General features: G+C 68.7%; 15 protein-coding genes and 4 tRNA genes. 6 read left to right on the plus strand and 13 right to left on the minus strand.

Features of this window, described 5'->3' with window-relative positions; all coding sequences use genetic code 11:
- Window positions 1-32 precede the first annotated feature (32 nt).
- The 8 genes from secE to MHN80_RS04845 form a co-directional block, all read right to left on the minus strand.
- Entirely contained in the window at window positions 33-506 is a 474-nt protein-coding gene (gene secE, locus MHN80_RS04810) for a preprotein translocase subunit SecE (protein ID WP_004021738.1), read from the minus strand.
- A 39-nt stretch (window positions 507-545) separates the two neighbouring features.
- Window positions 546-618: transfer RNA gene (locus MHN80_RS04815), tRNA-Trp, on the minus strand.
- Between the two features lie 222 nt (window positions 619-840).
- Window positions 841-2,493, minus strand: a complete 1,653-nt coding sequence (locus MHN80_RS04820) for an ABC-F family ATP-binding cassette domain-containing protein (protein ID WP_239399912.1) — start codon at window positions 2,491-2,493, stop codon at window positions 841-843.
- 226 nt (window positions 2,494-2,719) lie between these two features.
- Window positions 2,720-3,817 carry a fused (3R)-hydroxyacyl-ACP dehydratase subunits HadA/HadB gene (locus MHN80_RS04825; RefSeq protein ID WP_239399914.1) on the minus strand — a complete coding sequence of 366 codons (1,098 nt, stop codon included), beginning with the start codon at window positions 3,815-3,817 and terminating at the stop codon, window positions 2,720-2,722.
- A 97-nt stretch (window positions 3,818-3,914) separates the two neighbouring features.
- A complete protein-coding gene (gene rpmG / locus MHN80_RS04830) occupies window positions 3,915-4,082 on the minus strand; it encodes a 50S ribosomal protein L33 (protein WP_003929651.1) in 168 nt (55 codons plus the stop codon).
- A gap of 93 nt (window positions 4,083-4,175) precedes the next feature.
- Window positions 4,176-4,249 (minus strand) — tRNA-Met (locus MHN80_RS04835).
- Window positions 4,250-4,270: 21 nt separating this feature from the next.
- Window positions 4,271-4,343, minus strand: a tRNA-Thr gene (locus MHN80_RS04840).
- A 117-nt stretch (window positions 4,344-4,460) separates the two neighbouring features.
- A tRNA-Tyr gene (locus MHN80_RS04845) sits at window positions 4,461-4,541 on the minus strand.
- A gap of 127 nt (window positions 4,542-4,668) precedes the next feature.
- On the opposite strand from MHN80_RS04845, the gene MHN80_RS04850 reads away from it, so the two are divergent.
- The gene (locus tag MHN80_RS04850; protein WP_004021740.1) at window positions 4,669-5,160 is read left to right on the plus strand and encodes a YajQ family cyclic di-GMP-binding protein; all 492 of its coding nucleotides are present in this window, start codon (window positions 4,669-4,671) and stop codon (window positions 5,158-5,160) included.
- A gap of 159 nt (window positions 5,161-5,319) precedes the next feature.
- Window positions 5,320-6,186 carry a zinc metalloprotease HtpX gene (gene htpX, locus MHN80_RS04855; protein WP_239399916.1) on the plus strand — a complete coding sequence of 289 codons (867 nt, stop codon included), beginning with the start codon at window positions 5,320-5,322 and terminating at the stop codon, window positions 6,184-6,186.
- 37 nt (window positions 6,187-6,223) lie between these two features.
- On the opposite strand, the gene MHN80_RS04860 is transcribed toward htpX, so the two are convergent.
- A complete protein-coding gene (locus tag MHN80_RS04860) occupies window positions 6,224-7,240 on the minus strand; it encodes a polyprenyl synthetase family protein (protein WP_239399918.1) in 1,017 nt (338 codons plus the stop codon).
- A gap of 117 nt (window positions 7,241-7,357) precedes the next feature.
- Between MHN80_RS04860 and MHN80_RS04865 the strand changes: the two genes are divergently transcribed.
- On the plus strand, window positions 7,358-8,617 hold the full coding sequence (locus MHN80_RS04865) for a geranylgeranyl reductase family protein (protein WP_239399920.1): 1,260 nt from the start codon (window positions 7,358-7,360) through the stop codon (window positions 8,615-8,617).
- Between the two features lie 116 nt (window positions 8,618-8,733).
- Entirely contained in the window at window positions 8,734-9,693 is a 960-nt protein-coding gene (locus MHN80_RS04870) for an oxygenase MpaB family protein (protein ID WP_239399922.1), read from the plus strand.
- Here MHN80_RS04870 and MHN80_RS04875 read toward each other — a convergent pair.
- Both MHN80_RS04875 and MHN80_RS04880 read right to left on the minus strand, forming a co-directional pair.
- Window positions 9,690-10,427: a demethylmenaquinone methyltransferase gene (locus MHN80_RS04875; protein ID WP_239399924.1), complete on the minus strand. Its 738-nt coding sequence runs from the start codon at window positions 10,425-10,427 to the stop codon at window positions 9,690-9,692. The genes MHN80_RS04870 and MHN80_RS04875 overlap by 4 nt on opposite strands.
- 72 nt (window positions 10,428-10,499) lie before the next feature.
- Window positions 10,500-11,654 (minus strand): glycosyltransferase family 1 protein, encoded by a 1,155-nt coding sequence (locus tag MHN80_RS04880; RefSeq protein WP_004021747.1) that lies wholly within the window; start codon window positions 11,652-11,654, stop codon window positions 10,500-10,502.
- 108 nt (window positions 11,655-11,762) lie between these two features.
- On the opposite strand from MHN80_RS04880, the gene MHN80_RS04885 reads away from it, so the two are divergent.
- Window positions 11,763-12,383 (plus strand): Type 1 glutamine amidotransferase-like domain-containing protein, encoded by a 621-nt coding sequence (locus tag MHN80_RS04885; RefSeq protein ID WP_239399926.1) that lies wholly within the window; start codon window positions 11,763-11,765, stop codon window positions 12,381-12,383.
- On the opposite strand, the gene MHN80_RS04890 is transcribed toward MHN80_RS04885, so the two are convergent.
- Together MHN80_RS04890 and menD are read right to left on the minus strand one after the other, a co-directional pair.
- Window positions 12,364-12,876 carry a hypothetical protein gene (locus MHN80_RS04890; protein WP_004021749.1) on the minus strand — a complete coding sequence of 171 codons (513 nt, stop codon included), beginning with the start codon at window positions 12,874-12,876 and terminating at the stop codon, window positions 12,364-12,366. The genes MHN80_RS04885 and MHN80_RS04890 overlap by 20 nt on opposite strands.
- Before the next feature lie 54 nt (window positions 12,877-12,930).
- Window positions 12,931-14,634, minus strand: coding sequence for a 2-succinyl-5-enolpyruvyl-6-hydroxy-3-cyclohexene-1-carboxylic-acid synthase (gene menD / locus MHN80_RS04895; protein WP_004021750.1), 1,704 nt, complete (start codon window positions 14,632-14,634; stop codon window positions 12,931-12,933).
- Between the two features lie 88 nt (window positions 14,635-14,722).
- On the opposite strand from menD, the gene MHN80_RS04900 reads away from it, so the two are divergent.
- Window positions 14,723-15,340 carry a class I SAM-dependent methyltransferase gene (locus tag MHN80_RS04900; RefSeq protein ID WP_239399928.1) on the plus strand — a complete coding sequence of 206 codons (618 nt, stop codon included), beginning with the start codon at window positions 14,723-14,725 and terminating at the stop codon, window positions 15,338-15,340.
- Window positions 15,341-15,389 lie beyond the last annotated feature (49 nt).

Genomic DNA, 15,389 nt, shown 5'->3' on the forward strand with positions numbered 1-15,389 from the left:
CTCCTCGTCGCCGGCCGAGCCCACCGCGTGGGTCAGCCGAACAACCAGAGGACGCCCTTGGCGAAGGCGAGGTCGAGGCCGGAGATGAACGCGGTCATCACGATGACGAACACGAGCACGACGATCGTGTAGGTGATCATCTCGCGCCGCGTAGGCCAGATGACCTTCTTCAGCTCGGCGACGACCTGCGTCAGGAAGAGCCAGATCTTGACGATCGGATTCCGGCTCTCCCCGGCAGACGCCTTCTTCTTGGTCTTGCGTTCCTTGACGGCGACGGACCCCGATCCGGAGTCGGTGTCACCATCGGTTGCACCCGCCGACGAGCGACGCCCGCGAGCAGAGCGTTTACCGGACGGACGCAGCTCCTTGGCGGTCTCGGTCGACGTCTCGTCGACCGTTCCCGCGTCGGTGGCCTCGTCGCGACCGTCGAGCTCAGCCGCAGCCGAATCGGCCGCAGAACCCTCTGCGGCGTCTTTGGCGCGGGCGGCCCGGTCTCGCTTGCTCAACTTCGCGGTCCTCTCGTCAGCGTGTGCCCTTCACCAGGGCAGGGGCGACAGGACTTGAACCTGCAACCTGCGGTTTTGGAGACCGCTGCTCTGCCAATTGAGCTACGCCCCTTTGCGACGCCCCCACCGGGGTGGTCGGCGTTGCCGTCTTTCTCGATCCGGTCTCGCGACCCGCCGGCGTTTCGTCGCCGACAAAACCAACGCGCCACCCTATGGGTAGCGCGCAAGTCTGAATCAATCAGACACTTCAGTGTAGATCACCGGGGCGGCGGACCCAAAACGAGCTCGCCTCCGCTCCCCCGACGACCGTACACCCGCGCCGTCAGACCGTCGTTCAGGTCACAGGCCCACCGACGAGTTCGATGACCGGCCAGCTGTCGAGATCCCGCCGCATCTGCCGGTCATGCGTGGCCACCACGACCGCGCAGTCTGCCTGGTCGAGGCCGTTGGTCAGCTCGTCGACGAGGCCTGCCGAGAGATGATTCGTCGGCTCGTCGAGGAGCAGGACGTCCGGCCTGGCGATCAGACACGACGCCAGGTGAAGTCGTCGCTGCTGACCCTGTGACAGCCTCGACACCGGCGTGCGGACGGCGTCGGCGTCGAGCAGCCCGAGGCTCCGCAACGCCGGAGCATCGTCGCCCCGCATGTCGAGGCGACGTCGCTGCTCGTCGATGATGTCGAGGGCTGTCCTCCCCGGCGCCCACTGCGGGATCTCTTGCGTCATGATCTCCACCCGGGTACTTCGTGGTACGTCGAGTCGGCCGCCACCGGGCGGGACCAGTCCGGCCAGCACCGCGAGAAGGGTCGATTTGCCGGTTCCATTCGCCCCGGCGAGAAGCAGGCGTGAACCTCCGACGAGCGAGACCGACACCGGCGTGTCGAGACGTCCGTCGACGGTGAGATCCCATCCGTCCAGGAGCCGAAGCCCGGCACGCGTTCCCGACGCCGGCCAGCGAAACGGCGTGGGGGGAACCGGGACGGTGATCCGATGCCGCTCCAGTTCTTCGACGCGGCGGTTGAACAGCTGTACGGCCCCGCCCGCCCGGGACGCTCGCTGGTGCTTGCCGGTCCCCTTGCCAGGCGTCCAGTGGGTCTGCAGACGACCGCGGGCGACACCGGCCGCCCGGACGAGTTCCTGGTGGGCAGCCTGCTGCGCGGCATGGTCGCGCACCCAGCGCTCCCGTTCCCGGGCTCGACCCGCGACCCACCCGTCGTAACCATCACGATGGAACCGCGGGCGCCCGTCCCGCGTGGGGTCCAGATCGAGGAACTCGGTCGCGACGTCCCGCAGGAACGCCCGGTCATGACTGATGACCGCGACACCGCCTGGATGTTCGCGCAGGCGGCGGGTCAGGAAGGTCAACGAGTCCGCGTCGAGGTGGTTGGTCGGCTCGTCCAGCAGCAGCAGGTCGGTGGCCGCACCCAACACCACCGCGAGCCGCACGCGGTACCGCTGGCCCACCGACAGGGTCGACAGGAGTCGCTCGCGGTCTGTACAGGCCGCCATCCCGGCGAGCGCGATGTCGATACGGCGCTCGGCATCCCAAGCGTCGAGGCGTGTCACCAGGTCGAGCGAAGCAGCGTAGGCCTCGTCGGCCTCCGGTTCCTCGCGGGCCAGCGCGTCGGTCGCCGCCTCGAATCTGGCCAGAGCCGTGCGGGACTCGCCGACGGCATCGGAGATCAGGTCTCCGACGGTTCGACGGTCGCCGGTCGCCAGGTCCTGTTCGACCAACCCGACGCTGCCGGCGCGGGTGACGGTGCCCTCGTCCGGACTGATCGTCCCGGCGAGGACATGGAGCAGCGTGGTCTTGCCGCGACCGTTGTCGCCGACCACGGCCAGCCGAGACCCCACGGACACGGTCACGTCGACCTCGTGGAGGACTCGGCGGTCGCCGCGCACGATGCTGACGCCCTCGGCTCGGACATGGGCGGCCGAACCGGTCGGCAGCTGCCGGTCGGACATGTGGGAACTGCGTTCAGAAGTCATGGATGTGTTCTCAGCTCGTCTGCATCCGATGAGAAACAGGGCTCTCATCGAGTCGGGAGCCGGACAACACGACAGTGCCGCCCGGCGTCGGATACCGGGACGGCGTACGAGAACTACAGGGAGGGACTCACAAGGCACTCGTCGCCGTCAGCGACGAGTCCAGAGCTTCAACGAGGCGATGCCGGAGTACATGGGTAGCGACCCTAACAGCGACGATCACGCCCGATCAATTGAATTGAATGACCGCCTGAGCGCGCCCGAAGATGCGGCGATCGCCTTGCTTGGCGGTGATCGCGATGGTTCCGCGGCGGGTCGCGGGATCGAGGGACTTCACCTTGCCGGTGAAGTCGACGGCCGCGCTGTCGTCCGCGGGGACGTACACCGGGCTGGTGAAGCGGACGTTGTATTCGCAGAAGGCAGCCGGGTCACCGATGAACTCGGAGACGAAGCTCGCGCCGAGACCCATCGTCTGCATGCCGTGGGCGACCACGTCGTCCATCCCGGCCGCGCTCACGACGTGGTCGGAGAAGTGGATCGGGTTGGGATCGCCGGCGACGCCCGCATAGTTCGCGAGGTTGCCGCGCGTCAGCAGATAGCGCTTGGGCGTCAGTTCCTGCCCCACGGTGAGGGTGTCGAAGTCGACGGCACCGAAGGCACCGGGCGACTGCGTCGGGTCGTCGAGGTCATAACGACCGGCCTTCGGCTCGACGGTGTGGCCGGATTCGCCGATGGCGTCGACCTTGATCATCACGTGGTCGAGGGAGGCCTCGAGTTCTGGATCGACATCCATGCCGGGGCGCGCGGCCAACGACGTCCAGGTGGTCATGACCGGCTCGTCGTACTGGTTCCAGATGACGTTCTTGGTGACCATCAGGTCGATCATCTCGGGGCTGCTGACGTGCCGGAACGATTCGAGAGAGACGTCGCAGATCAGACGATCCCCGACCTTCATCGGCTGGTGGTAGACCAGGCGCTGATCGGTCTGCATGATCTGCCACATGTCGTAGCCGGTGATCACGTCCTCGAACAGCTTGCGCTGGGCGATGATGCCGAGCACGGACACGTAAGTGGGTGCGGCGATCAGGCGATCGTGGCCAAAGGCCCGGGCGCCTTCCTCGCTCCAGTGCGTGGGATGCGCATCCTGCACGGCCATGGCGTGCTTACGGATCTCCTCGCGGCCGATCTCGTAGTAGTCGTCGACGGTGTAGTGGAACCCGACGAGGCTCTGGGTGTGGGCGGCGATCTCCTCGGGAGTCGGCTTCGCACCACCGTTCGACGCCTCGTCCGCACGATCCCGGATCTCGGCTCCGCTTACCTGTGACATTGAGCACTACTCCCTTCGGGCCCACCACAGCAAGACGGGCCGCCTCGTGGAGAGGCAGCCCGCTGCTGGATGTAATTCGGAAAGGCCGACGACAGCGTCAGCGCGATTCCTTGTGCGCCTGATGCTTGCCGCAGTTCGGGCAGAACTTCTTGATCTCGAGGCGATCGGGATCGTTGCGGCGGTTCTTCTTCGTGATGTAGTTACGGTGCTTGCACACCTCGCAGGCCAAGGTGATCTTGGGGCGAACATCTGTTGAGGAGGCCACTTGATTGCCTTCTTTCGGGTGGTACGTGGTCGGGTTCGGAAGTTCCCTCAGGGCTTGCGACCCTTGCGCTCGGTTCCGGTCGGACCCGATGTGTAGCGGTGGAGGGACTCGATCCCTCGACCTCACGATTATGAGTCGTGCGCTCTAACCAGCTGAGCTACACCGCCCCGCGGACTTCTCGTCCAGCGAGCCCCCTGACGGAATCGAACCGTCGACCTTTTCCTTACCATGGAAACGCTCTGCCGACTGAGCTAAGGGGGCGTGCCCCGGGCGGTTGAGCCCGAGAGCCTTAACGAGGTTACACACTCGCGTCTGCGCTAGACAAATCGCTGGTCGGAGACCGTCTGAAGTGCAGTTTCGCGAAGATGGACCACGCTGTGGCAGGTATAGGATTCGAACCTATGTAGCTTGCGCGACGGATTTACAATCCGCTCCCTTTGGCCGCTCGGGCAACCTGCCGTGCCGCTCTCCCAGGCCGTCGCGACAGCCGTTCGAACAACGCCGTGAAGAATACAACGAACACCACGTCCACGCGCAAACCGGCTGGTCAACCGGACTCCCATGGCCATGACATACCCTGTCGGACATGGCTGATTCATCGTTCGACGTGGTGAGCAAGATCGACCGCCAGGAGGTCGACAACGCCCTCAACCAGGCTGCCAAGGAGTTGTCCCAGCGGTATGACTTCCGCGGCACCAACACCGGCATCGAGTGGTCCGGCGAGGAGAACATCGTGATCACCTCCGACGCCGAGGAGCGCGCGCAGGCGGGCCTCGAGGTGTTCAAGGAGAAACTGATCCGCCGCGACATCTCCCTCAAGGCGTTCGACGCCGGCGAGGTCGTCGGCTCGGGCAAGACCTTCAAGATCACGGGCTCGCTCGTGCAGGGCATCGACTCCGACCACGCCAAGAAGATCTCCAAGAAGATCCGCGACGAGGGCCCCAAGGGCGTCAAGGCGCAGATCCAGGGCGACGAACTTCGTGTGTCGAGCAAGAAGCGCGACGACCTGCAGGCGGTCATCGCGCTGCTCAAGGGCGAGGACTTCGGCATCGCCCTGCAGTTCGTCAACTACCGCTGATCCGCGCCTGCGCCCGAAACGGAATCCGTCCGCGGAAACCCAGACGGGTGCTGCGTCGTTTGACTGGATGAGGGCGCCAGCACTCCTCGGCCGGCAGCGGGTTGTCTCGCACCGGCCCGAGGAGCCCGAGACCCGCGGCGCCGGACAGACGAGGACCCGATGCATTTCAACGGCTTGAAGACGGCGGCTCTGCTGGGCCTGATGTCGGCGATCATCGTCGGCATCGGCGCGCTGTTCCAGAGCCCTCTGATCCTCTGGGGCTCGGTGGTCGTCGCCGTCGGCATGAATGCCTACGTCTACTTCAACAGCGCTAAGATGTCGCTGAAGGCGATGCACGCGCAGCCGGTCACCGAACTGCAGGCGCCGGTCATGTACCGCATCGTGCGTGAGCTGGCGACGACGGCACATCAGCCGATGCCCGCGCTCTACATCTCCCCCACCGAGTCACCGAATGCGTTCGCGACGGGTCGCAACCCCAAGAACGCCGCGGTGTGCTGCACCACCGGCATCCTGCACCTGCTCGACGAGCGCGAGTTGCGCGCCGTGCTGGGTCACGAGCTGTCGCACGTGTACAACCGCGACATCCTCATCAGCTCCATCGCCGGCGCGATGGCGGCGGTCATCAGCGGCCTCGCCAATTTCGCGATGTTCATGGGCGCGTTCGGCGGTCGAGACAACGCACCCAACCCGCTGGCCATGCTGCTGATCGCACTCCTGGGACCGATCGCGGCCACCCTGGTGAAGCTGGCCGTCTCCCGATCACGCGAGTTCCAGGCCGATCAGTCCGGCGCCGAACTCACCGGGGACCCTCTCGCCCTGGCGTCGGCGCTCGCGAAGATCTCGGGGGGCGTGCAGGCCGCCCCGTTGCCGCCGCAGCCCGACATCGCCGCGCAGTCGCACATGATGATCGAGAGCCCGTTCCGTGCCACCGACCGGATGGCCAAGATGTTCGCCACCCACCCGCCGACCGCGGAACGCATCCGCAGGCTGCAGGAGATGGCCCGCGACGGTCGCTCCGCCGGTTGAGCGACTTCCCTGCCGGTTGAGCGAAGTCGAAACCCTCTCAGCCGACCCGTTCGATCGTGTAGTCCACCAGCGACGCCAGCGCGCGGTGGGCCGGCGACTCCGGCAGCTCCGCGAGCATCGCGTGCGCGTCGTCGGCGAACTCCTGGAGCTTGGCCCGGGCCGCGGTCATACCCGCCGACGAGCCGAGCAGTTCGATCGCCTCGGCGACCTCGGCGTCCTCGGTGAGCGGCCGGGCGGTGCCATCGGCGGCGACGAGTAGTTCGCGCAACCGGGCCGACGTCGCGTCGTCTCCGGCGACGGCGTAGAGAACCGGAAGCGTGTGCACGCCTTCGCGCAGATCGGTGCCGGGGGTCTTGCCCGACTCCACCGACACCGAGCTGATGTCGATGATGTCGTCGGACACCTGGAAGGCGACGCCGACGATGTCGCCGATGCGCGAGAGCCGTTCGATGTCGTCGGACGTGGCTCCCGAGGCCATCGCGCCGAAACGGGCGGCGGCGGCGATCAGCGAGCCGGTTTTCTCCCAGACGACCTGCAGGTAGTGATCGATGGGATCGGCGCCGGGTTTGACCCCGACCGTCTCGCGCATCTGCCCGGTGACGAGTTCGGCAAAGGTCTCGGCGATGATGCGCACCGCTTCGGGACCCAGCGTCGAGACGAGGCGCGAGGCGCGGGCGAACAGGAAGTCGCCGGAGAGGATGGCCACGCTGTTGGTCCAGCGGGCGTTGGCACTCGCCGCACCGCGCCGCATGGCGGCCTCGTCCATCACGTCGTCGTGGTAGAGCGTGGCGAGGTGGATCATCTCCACCACCGTCGCCGAGGTGATGACGTCGTCGGACTCCGGGCGCGGACCGAATTGGGCGGCCAGGATCGCGAACATGGGCCGGAAACGCTTTCCCCCGGCTTTCGCGAGGTGGGTCGCCGCCTCGGTCATGACCTCGTCACCCGACGAGAGTTCGGCGAGCAGCAGATCCTCGACCCGCTGCAGCGAGGAGCGCACCGTGTCGGCGAACTCATCCGACACCAGGTCAACCCCGGCGAATGTGGACTTCACGGAAACGCGGCCCCATCTCGTCTGATCCGGCAAGTACTCGACGGCGGACACGCGCTTGCCGCGTAGACCCCACCTGCTGCGAGCCTATCCCGTCGGGGGTCCGGACATACTGGTCGGGTGAGCACGGACACGACCCCCACTTTCCCCGATTCCGCCGACGTCCTCGTCGTCGGCGCCGGACCGGGCGGATCGGCGGCGGCCGCCCATGCCGTCGCCGCCGGCCGGGACGTGGTCCTCGCCGACGCCGCGGTGTTCCCGCGCGACAAGACGTGTGGCGACGGACTCACCCCACGCGCCGTCGCCGAACTCGACGCACTCGGGCTCGGCACACTTCTCGCCGATCGTCCGCGCATCGACGGGCTGCTGCTCAACGGATGGGGTGCACGCCAACAGGTCCGGTGGCCCTCGGGCCGGTTCCCGGCCTACGGGAGCGCGGTGGCGCGAACGGAGTTCGACGACGCCATCCGCGAACACGCGGTGTCGACGGGCGCGCGAATGGTGCAGGGCGTCAAGGCCGTTGGCGTCGAGATGGACGGTGACCGGGTGGGTTCGGTCACCTTCGCGACCCCCTCGGGCACCCACACCATGCGGGTGACCGACCTCGTCGTCGCCGACGGCGTCCGGTCCGGGATCGGGAAATCACTGGGACGGCAATGGCATCGGGACACCGCCTACGGTGTGGCCGCCCGCGCGTACGCGCCGTCCGCGCGGGCCGATTCACATTGGATGGGCTCCCACCTCGAACTCCGCGGACCCGACGGCGGACTGCTGCCCGGGTACGGCTGGGTGTTCCCCCTCGGCACGGCCGGCGGCGGGCAGGTCAACGTCGGCGTCGGCGCCCTCGCGACGTCGAAACGCCCGGCGCACATGGCACTTCGACCGATCCTCGAACATTACGCCGCGATGGTGACCGACGAGTGGGCCCTCGACGGGCCGCCCGTCCGCATCACCTCGGCCCTGCTGCCGATGGGCGGTGCCGTCTCCGGCGTCGCCGGCCGCAACTGGATGCTGATCGGCGACGCCGCCGCATGCGTCAATCCACTCAACGGCGAGGGCATCGACTACGCCCTGGAGACCGCACGACTCGCCGTCGAACTCCTGGGCACCGACGACTACACCGAACGGTGGCGTGATGTCCTGGTGGGGCACTACGGACTCGCGTTCTCCGCCGCCCGACGCCTCGCCGGCCTGCTCACCATGCCCAAGACCGTGCCCACGCTCGGACGGCCCGGCATTCGATCCCCCCAACTGATGTCGATGGTGGTGCGGGTCATGGGCAACCTGATCACCGCCGAGGACGCCGACCTGGTGGCCCGCGCGTGGCGCACCGCCGGACGCATCTCCCGGCAGATCGACCCGCGTCCGCCGTTCTCCTGAGCGCCGCGGATCCGCCGATGTGCACATTGGAACGTTCAGGCTATAATGTTCCAACCGTGTGGTCGCTGCCACACCTGTGACAGAATCAGGCCACCAGTCGACCCAGGAGATGGAAGATGTCCGCCGCATCCACTCTCGCCACCCGGACCAAGCACGCCCTCCAGAACCGACTGGCCCAGCGCTATCACCTGCGCGGCGAGATCGACCGCATGGATGCCGTCGGCGATCCGACCGCCATCGCCCGCGCACTCGGCACCCAGGAGTTCCCCTGGGGCATCACGCAGGCGTTGAGTTTCGCCCTCTTCCGCACCTACGCGGTGCCCTCGATCGGCGACCTCCTCTACAAGACCAGCCAGTTCACCGAGTCGACCCAGAAGCGCTACGACGACACCGTGCTGCTGCTCGACGCCCCGATCGAGCACGGGGTCGACAGCCCGGCCGGCCGCGCGGGCATCCGGCGCATCAACCAGATGCACGGCATGTACGACATCCCGAACGACGACTTCGTCTACGTGCTCGCCACTTTCGTCGTCTGCCCGGTCGAGTGGGTGAACTCCTACGAATGGCGTTCACTGACCAACCACGAGATCCTCGGCCTCACCAACTACTACCGTCGGCTCGGCCAGTTGATGGGCATCAAGGACATCCCCGAGACCTACGACGACTTCAAGAAGTTCTACGACGAGTACGAGACCGCCCATTTCGCGTTCAGTCCCGACTCCCTCGCGGTCGCCGACGCCACCTTGGATCTATTGGGCACGTTCATGCCGTACAAGCTGCTTCCACGTGCGGTGGTGCGCCGGATGTCGTTCGCGCTCATGGACGATCGGCTCCTGGGGGCGTTCGGATACCCGAAGCCGACGGCGGTCGAACGGGTGCTGGTGCGGGGCGGACTCAAGGCACGCGGGCTCGCCATCCGCCTGTTCGCCTCACCGCGGACCGAACCGCTCTTCGGGCGCCAGACGAAGCAGGTCCGCAGCTACCCCGACGGTTTCCGCCTCGACGACCTGGGCACGTTCGCACCGGGATGCCCGGTGTCGCACGACGCCGGGACACCGCGGGCCGCGAACTCCTAGGCCCGCGCCGAGTGGATTGCGGCGATGCCACCGGTCATGTTCTCCCACCGCACCCCGGAGAACCCGGCCTCGCGGATCAGGTCGCCGAGCGCGAACTGGTCCGGCCAGGCCCGAATCGACTCGGCGAGATAGACATACGCCGCCGGGCTGCTCGACACCTTGGTGGCGACCGCGGGCAGCGCCTTCATCAGGTACTCCATGTACACCGTGCGGAACGGTTTCAGCGTCGGCGTCGAGAACTCGCAGATCACCAGCCGCCCAACGGGTTTCAGCACGCGCCGGAGTTCGGCCAGCGCGGTGGGCACATCATTGACGTTGCGGAGTCCGAACGAGATGGTCGCGGCGTCGAACGAATCGTCGGCGAACGGGAGCGACAGGGCGTCGGCGGCGACCTTCGGCACGTCCCGGTGGGCTCCGGCCTTGAGCATGCCGAGCGAGAAGTCCGCGGCGATACAGTGCGCACCCGACGAGGCCAGCTCGACCGTCGACACCGCGGTGCCCGCCGCGAGGTCCAGGACGATGTCGCCCGGGTGTAGATCGAGGGCCCGACGGGTCTTCTTGCGCCAACCGCGATCCCGGCCGAACGACAGGACCGTGTTGGTGAGGTCGTAGCGGCGGGCGACGCCGTCGAACATCGCGGCGACCTCGGCCGGGTCCTTCTCCAGGCTCGCCCGGCCCACACTCGTCCCGCCCAGATCCGCTTGTTCCGGTGGTGTCGCGCCCGTCGATGCCATGCCGATCACGCTACCGGGCGATGCGCGTCCGACTGCCGTGAGGTGGGTCGCGCCAGACGCCGGTCCCGCACCTCAGGCCGGTCGCCCCACCTCGGTCACGACCCCGCCGCCGGTCACCGCGGCGTAGTGGTTCACCAGTTCCGCGCAGACCGATGGCCAGGTCCTCGCCCGAACGGCCTGCACCGCCGCGCGGCCGAACGCCGACCGCACCGACTCGTCGTGCAGGGACTCGACGATCGCGGGCAGCTTCGCGGCGAAGGCCTCGACCTCCAGCAGATATCCGGTGCGGAACGCCGACACCAGGTCGCGGGGGCCGCCCGCGTCGGGGCCGATCACCGGCAGTCCGCTGGCCATCGCCTCCTGGATGGCCTGACAGAACGTCTCGTGTTCGCCGGCGTGCACGAACACGTCGAAGCTCGCGTACGCACGGGCGAGGGCCTCACCGCGCAGCTCGCCGGTGAACACCGCATCCGGCATCAACCGCTCGAGCCGGTCCCGTTCGGGTCCGTTGCCCACGATCACCAGCTGCACCCGCGGGTTGCCCGACAGTCCGGCGAGCCGCTCGACGTGCTTCTCCGGCGCGAGCCTGCCGACGAATCCGACCACCAGTTTGTCGTCGGCGGTACCCAGCCAGTCCGCCCGCAACGACAGGTCGCGCTTGTCCGGGGAGAAGAGCCCGACGTCGACCCCGCGGCCCCATCGTGCGAGCCGGGGTACACCGTGCGCGGCGAGGACCTCGAGAGTCGCCGTCGACGGCGCTAGGGTGAGATCGCACATCTCGTGCAGGCGACGGGTGTAGCGCCAGGCGAGCTTCTCGACCGCACCCAGCCGGTACGCGGCGGCGAACCCGGCGACGTCGGTCTGGAACACGGCCACCACCGGCACCCCGAGCGCTCGGGCGGCGACGGCGCCCGCGGCACCCACCACGAAGGGCGACGCGAGGTGCACCACATCCGGCTCGAAGTCGCGCAGGGTGCGGTACAGCAGCGGCGACGGCACGCCCACCGGCAGCGAGGTCACCCGCGGCACCTGCACGGCGGGCAGCAGATGCACCGGGGTCCGGCGGCCGATCAGCCGCGGCCCACCCGGCACCCCGCGCGGGGTGTCGGGTGCGATGACGACGGCGGTGTGCCCGGTGGACTCGAGGTGGTCGACAACCCGGAGGACGGAGTTGACCACCCCGTTCATCTGGGGCAGGAAGCTCTCGGCGACGATCGCGACGCGCATGATCGAGATCGTCCCCCGGGGACTTGACCGGGCTCCACCCCGGAACATGTCGGACCGCCCAATTCGGGATGAACGGTCCGTGGCCCGCGCACCGGGGAGAGTGGAGGGGTGGCCGACATCCATCTCCTGCTGCTGAGTCGCTGGCTCACCCCCGTCCCGGCTTTCCTCGCGCCGCTCACCGGACCGGGCCGTCGCATCGCCTACGTCCCCACCGCGGCGTCGATCTATCCCGACCACGCCTGGCTCGACCTGGAGCGGGACACGCTGCGACACCAGGGCTTCGAGGTCACCGACCTCGACCCGGAACTGATCGGGGCCGCCGCCTTCGCCGGGGGACTCGGTGACGTCGACGCCGTCGTCGTCGCCGGCGGCAACACCTTCCACCTGCTCGGCGCGCTGCGACTGGCGGGCGCCGACCGTGTGCTCGTCGATGCGGTGCGAGCCGGCCTCCCCTACATCGGGGTCAGTGCCGGCGCCGCGGTGGTCGGTCCCGACATCGCACCTCTGGCACTGCTCGACGATCCCGCGGAGGCCGCGCCCCTGACCTCGACCGACGGTCTCGGACTCATCGACGCCACGGTGATCCCGCACGCGGAGGGCACGGTCGGCGGGCGCGGCCCGGTCGAGGCGACGCGGGAACGCTTCGGCGCGACCCATCGGCTGCATTTCTTGCGTGACGACGAGGCGATCGTCGTCGACGGCGACACGCTCAGGGTGATCCCGGGCTGACCGTCTCGTCCCGCTCGGCCGCGTTTTGCTCGTCCGCGTCCCGGCCGTCCGTGTTCTCACCGGCATCGTCGCGTCGTCGCCGGCGGCGGCTGAACTCCGCGACCGCGACCATCAGCAGGCCGACGACCAGCCAAGCCCCGACCATCACCGACAGTGCCGGGATGATCGACAGCACCGCGGTGCGGCCGGTCGGCCGGGCCAGATCGGGGTTGTAGACCGCGTAGTCGACGCTGATCCGCTGCCCCTCGCTCAGTTCCGTCGGGTACAGCAGCCCGAAGCGGGGACTGTGGAACGAGCCGTCCGGTGTCTGGAAGTTCACCGCGGCGTGCAGGCTGTCCACCGAGACGACCTCGGCCATCACGGTCGCCTTGCTGGCCTCGATCGTCGAATCGTTCTTGAAGCACCCGGCGATGAGGGTCAGCGCCATGAAGGTGATCGTGACGCCGACGACGAGCAAACCGAGCTGCACGCGTCGCTGGATCACCGGATTCATGCCGTTCAGCCTAGTGGTGCGCCCCGAGGAGTTCGCGGCCCGGCCGGTGCCGCGCTACCGGAGACGTGCGGCGATCGCCGCGTGCACTGCCCGTAGCCGCTCGCGGTCGGTGGCGACCTCGACGACCTCGATCCCGCCGGGAGCAGGCTCCTCCGCGAGCACCCCGCCCAGTTCGGCGACGGTCGCCCGCCGATGCGGGATGTGGAAACCCGCGCACATCGATGCGATGTCGGTGCGATGAGGTGTGCCGAAGACCCGTTCGTACGCCCCGGCGTACAGGCCGGTGTTGTACCGCGGGTCACCCTGTTCCAGCAGGCCGAAGATGCCGCCGCCGTCGTCGTTGGCCACGACGATCCGCAGCGACGACGGGCGCGGCTCCCCCGGGCCGACGACCAGGCCGGTCGCGTCGTGCACGAACGTCAGGTCGCCCATCAACGCGATGGTCCGCGCGCCGGCCCGATCCCGGTCGAGGGCCATCGCGGCCCCGATCGCCGTCGAGTTGGTCCCGTCGATGCCCGCGACCCCGCGGTTGGAGAGCACCCGCACACCGTCGGTGATCCGGCCGGCCAGCGCGATGTCGCGGATGGGGTTGCTGGCCCCGACGACGAGCTGGTCACCCGCGGCCATGGCGTCGCCGACCGCGCGGGCGACGTGGAGTCCGGTGGCCGGGCCCGGTTCGTCCAGTTCGGCGGTCACGGCGAACGCCACCCGCTCCTGTACCGCCGCGCATTCCTTGAGCCAGTCTTCCCGCGGCTCGCCGACGACCTCGATGCGGGTGCCGGTCGCGTAGACGTTGCCCGACACATCGGGCCACCGCGGCCCCGTGGTGAGTGCGTAGACACGGACCTCGGGGTCGGCGAGCAGTCGGGACACCCCCCGATGCAACGTCGGCCGGCCACAGATGATCGCCTGCTGGGGTCGGACCGAGTTCAGGCCCAGCGGATGAAGCGGCGTCGCCGGCCGCGGTGCTGTCGGTTCGGCGACCGTGGGTACGCCGGCGAGGCCCGGATGGACACCCGACCCGTGTCCCGACACGACCACGGTGTCCAGGGACAGGTCGATGGGCAGCGGGACGTCGAGCTTGCCGACCGGTGCCTGGGTCCAGGGCAGCCCGCCCGGCCGGCCCGAGAACGCTCCGAGATCGGCCGTCGGGTCGGGGCCCGCGAGCTCGTCCGGGTCGGGCACGAGCGGTTCGCGCAGCGGGATGTCGAACTGCACCGGGCCGGCGTTGCCGGTACGCGCACCCCGGGCCGCGGCCAGCACGCGGCCGACCGCCGACCGCCACTGGCTGTTGGTGTCGAGGTCCTGTTCGGCGAGGCCGAGGCTGATCGCCGCACGCACCTGGGTCCCGAAGATGCCGAACTGCTCGACGGTCTGATTGGCACCGGAACCGAGGAGCTCGTACGGACGGTTGGCGCTGACGACGACGAGCGGCACCCGCGCATAGTTCGCCTCGAAGACCGCAGGCCCCATGTTCGCCACCGCGGTGCCACTGGTCATCACGATGGGCACGGGCTGTCCCGACGACACCGCGAGACCGAGCGCGAGGTAACCCGCCGAACGCTCATCGATCCGCACGTGCAACCGCAACCGGCCGGTGGCGTCGGCGGCGTGGAGGGCGAAGGCGAGCGGCGCGTTGCGCGACCCCGGACACAGGACGGCCTCACGGACACCGCCGCGGATCATCTCGTCGACGATGACCCGGGCCTGCAGCGTGGACGGATTGGGCCCCGGGGCGTTCTGGGCCGGTCGGTTCATCCCACAAGCCTAGTGGTGGGGCCGGGGACCACTACCGGGTACTCCCGAGTCCCGACATCACGGCGGGGAGCGGCGTTACCCTCGTCACGTGGGCTTTTACGACGACCGGGTCCTGCCGCACCTCATCGAACGCACCTGCGGGATGGACGCATTGACCCCGCTGCGAGCACGGGCCTGCGCACCCCTGTCCGGTCGGATGATCGAGATCGGATTCGGCTCGGGACTCAACGTCGGCGTCTACCCGCCCACTCTCACCGAGGTCGCCGCGGTCGAACCCTCCGCGGTCGGATGGTCGATGGCCACCGATCGCGTCGCCACATCCGCGGTGCCCATCGAACGCGCCGGACTCGACGGCCAGCGGCTGGAGTTCGACGACGATTCCTTCGACGCCGCGCTCACCACCTTCACCCTGTGCACCATCCCCGATGTGCGGGCGGCCCTCGGCGAACTTCGTCGCGTGTTGCGCCCGGACGGACAGCTGGCGTTCCTCGAGCACGGATCCGCCCCGGACGCGCGGGTCCGTCGATGGCAGCGGCGCCTCGAGCCGATCCAGAAGCGGGTCGCGGGCGGCTGCCACCTCACCCGCGACGTCCGCGCCGAGCTGACCGCCGCCGGCTTCGCGCCCGGGCCCGTCGACGCGTTCTATCAGCCCGGCGTCCCGAAACCCTTCGGCGCACTGAGCCTCGGGACCGCGCGCCCGGCCTGACGCCCCACTCGCTCCGCTCCCGGTGGCGGGCACCATTCGCCCCGCTCGC

The sequence above is a fragment of the Gordonia sp. McavH-238-E genome, assembly GCF_022348225.1.
Classification (GTDB): Bacteria; Actinomycetota; Actinomycetes; order Mycobacteriales; family Mycobacteriaceae; genus Gordonia; species Gordonia terrae.

What these genes read in the sequence shown, in the direction of transcription:
- MHN80_RS04825 (WP_239399914.1), bottom strand. Translation starts at nt 3,817, where the DNA reads ATGTCACAGGTAAGCGGAGCCGAGATCCGGGATCGTGCGGACGAGGCG.
- MHN80_RS04870 (WP_239399922.1), top strand. Translation starts at nt 8,734, where the DNA reads ATGTCCGCCGCATCCACTCTCGCCACCCGGACCAAGCACGCCCTCCAG.
- MHN80_RS04880 (WP_004021747.1), bottom strand. Translation starts at nt 11,654, where the DNA reads ATGCGCGTCGCGATCGTCGCCGAGAGCTTCCTGCCCCAGATGAACGGG.
- menD (WP_004021750.1), bottom strand. Translation starts at nt 14,634, where the DNA reads ATGAACCGACCGGCCCAGAACGCCCCGGGGCCCAATCCGTCCACGCTG.
- MHN80_RS04850 (WP_004021740.1), top strand. Translation starts at nt 4,669, where the DNA reads ATGGCTGATTCATCGTTCGACGTGGTGAGCAAGATCGACCGCCAGGAG.
- htpX (WP_239399916.1), top strand. Translation starts at nt 5,320, where the DNA reads ATGCATTTCAACGGCTTGAAGACGGCGGCTCTGCTGGGCCTGATGTCG.
- MHN80_RS04875 (WP_239399924.1), bottom strand. Translation starts at nt 10,427, where the DNA reads ATGGCATCGACGGGCGCGACACCACCGGAACAAGCGGATCTGGGCGGG.
- MHN80_RS04820 (WP_239399912.1), bottom strand. Translation starts at nt 2,493, where the DNA reads ATGACTTCTGAACGCAGTTCCCACATGTCCGACCGGCAGCTGCCGACC.
- MHN80_RS04890 (WP_004021749.1), bottom strand. Translation starts at nt 12,876, where the DNA reads ATGAATCCGGTGATCCAGCGACGCGTGCAGCTCGGTTTGCTCGTCGTC.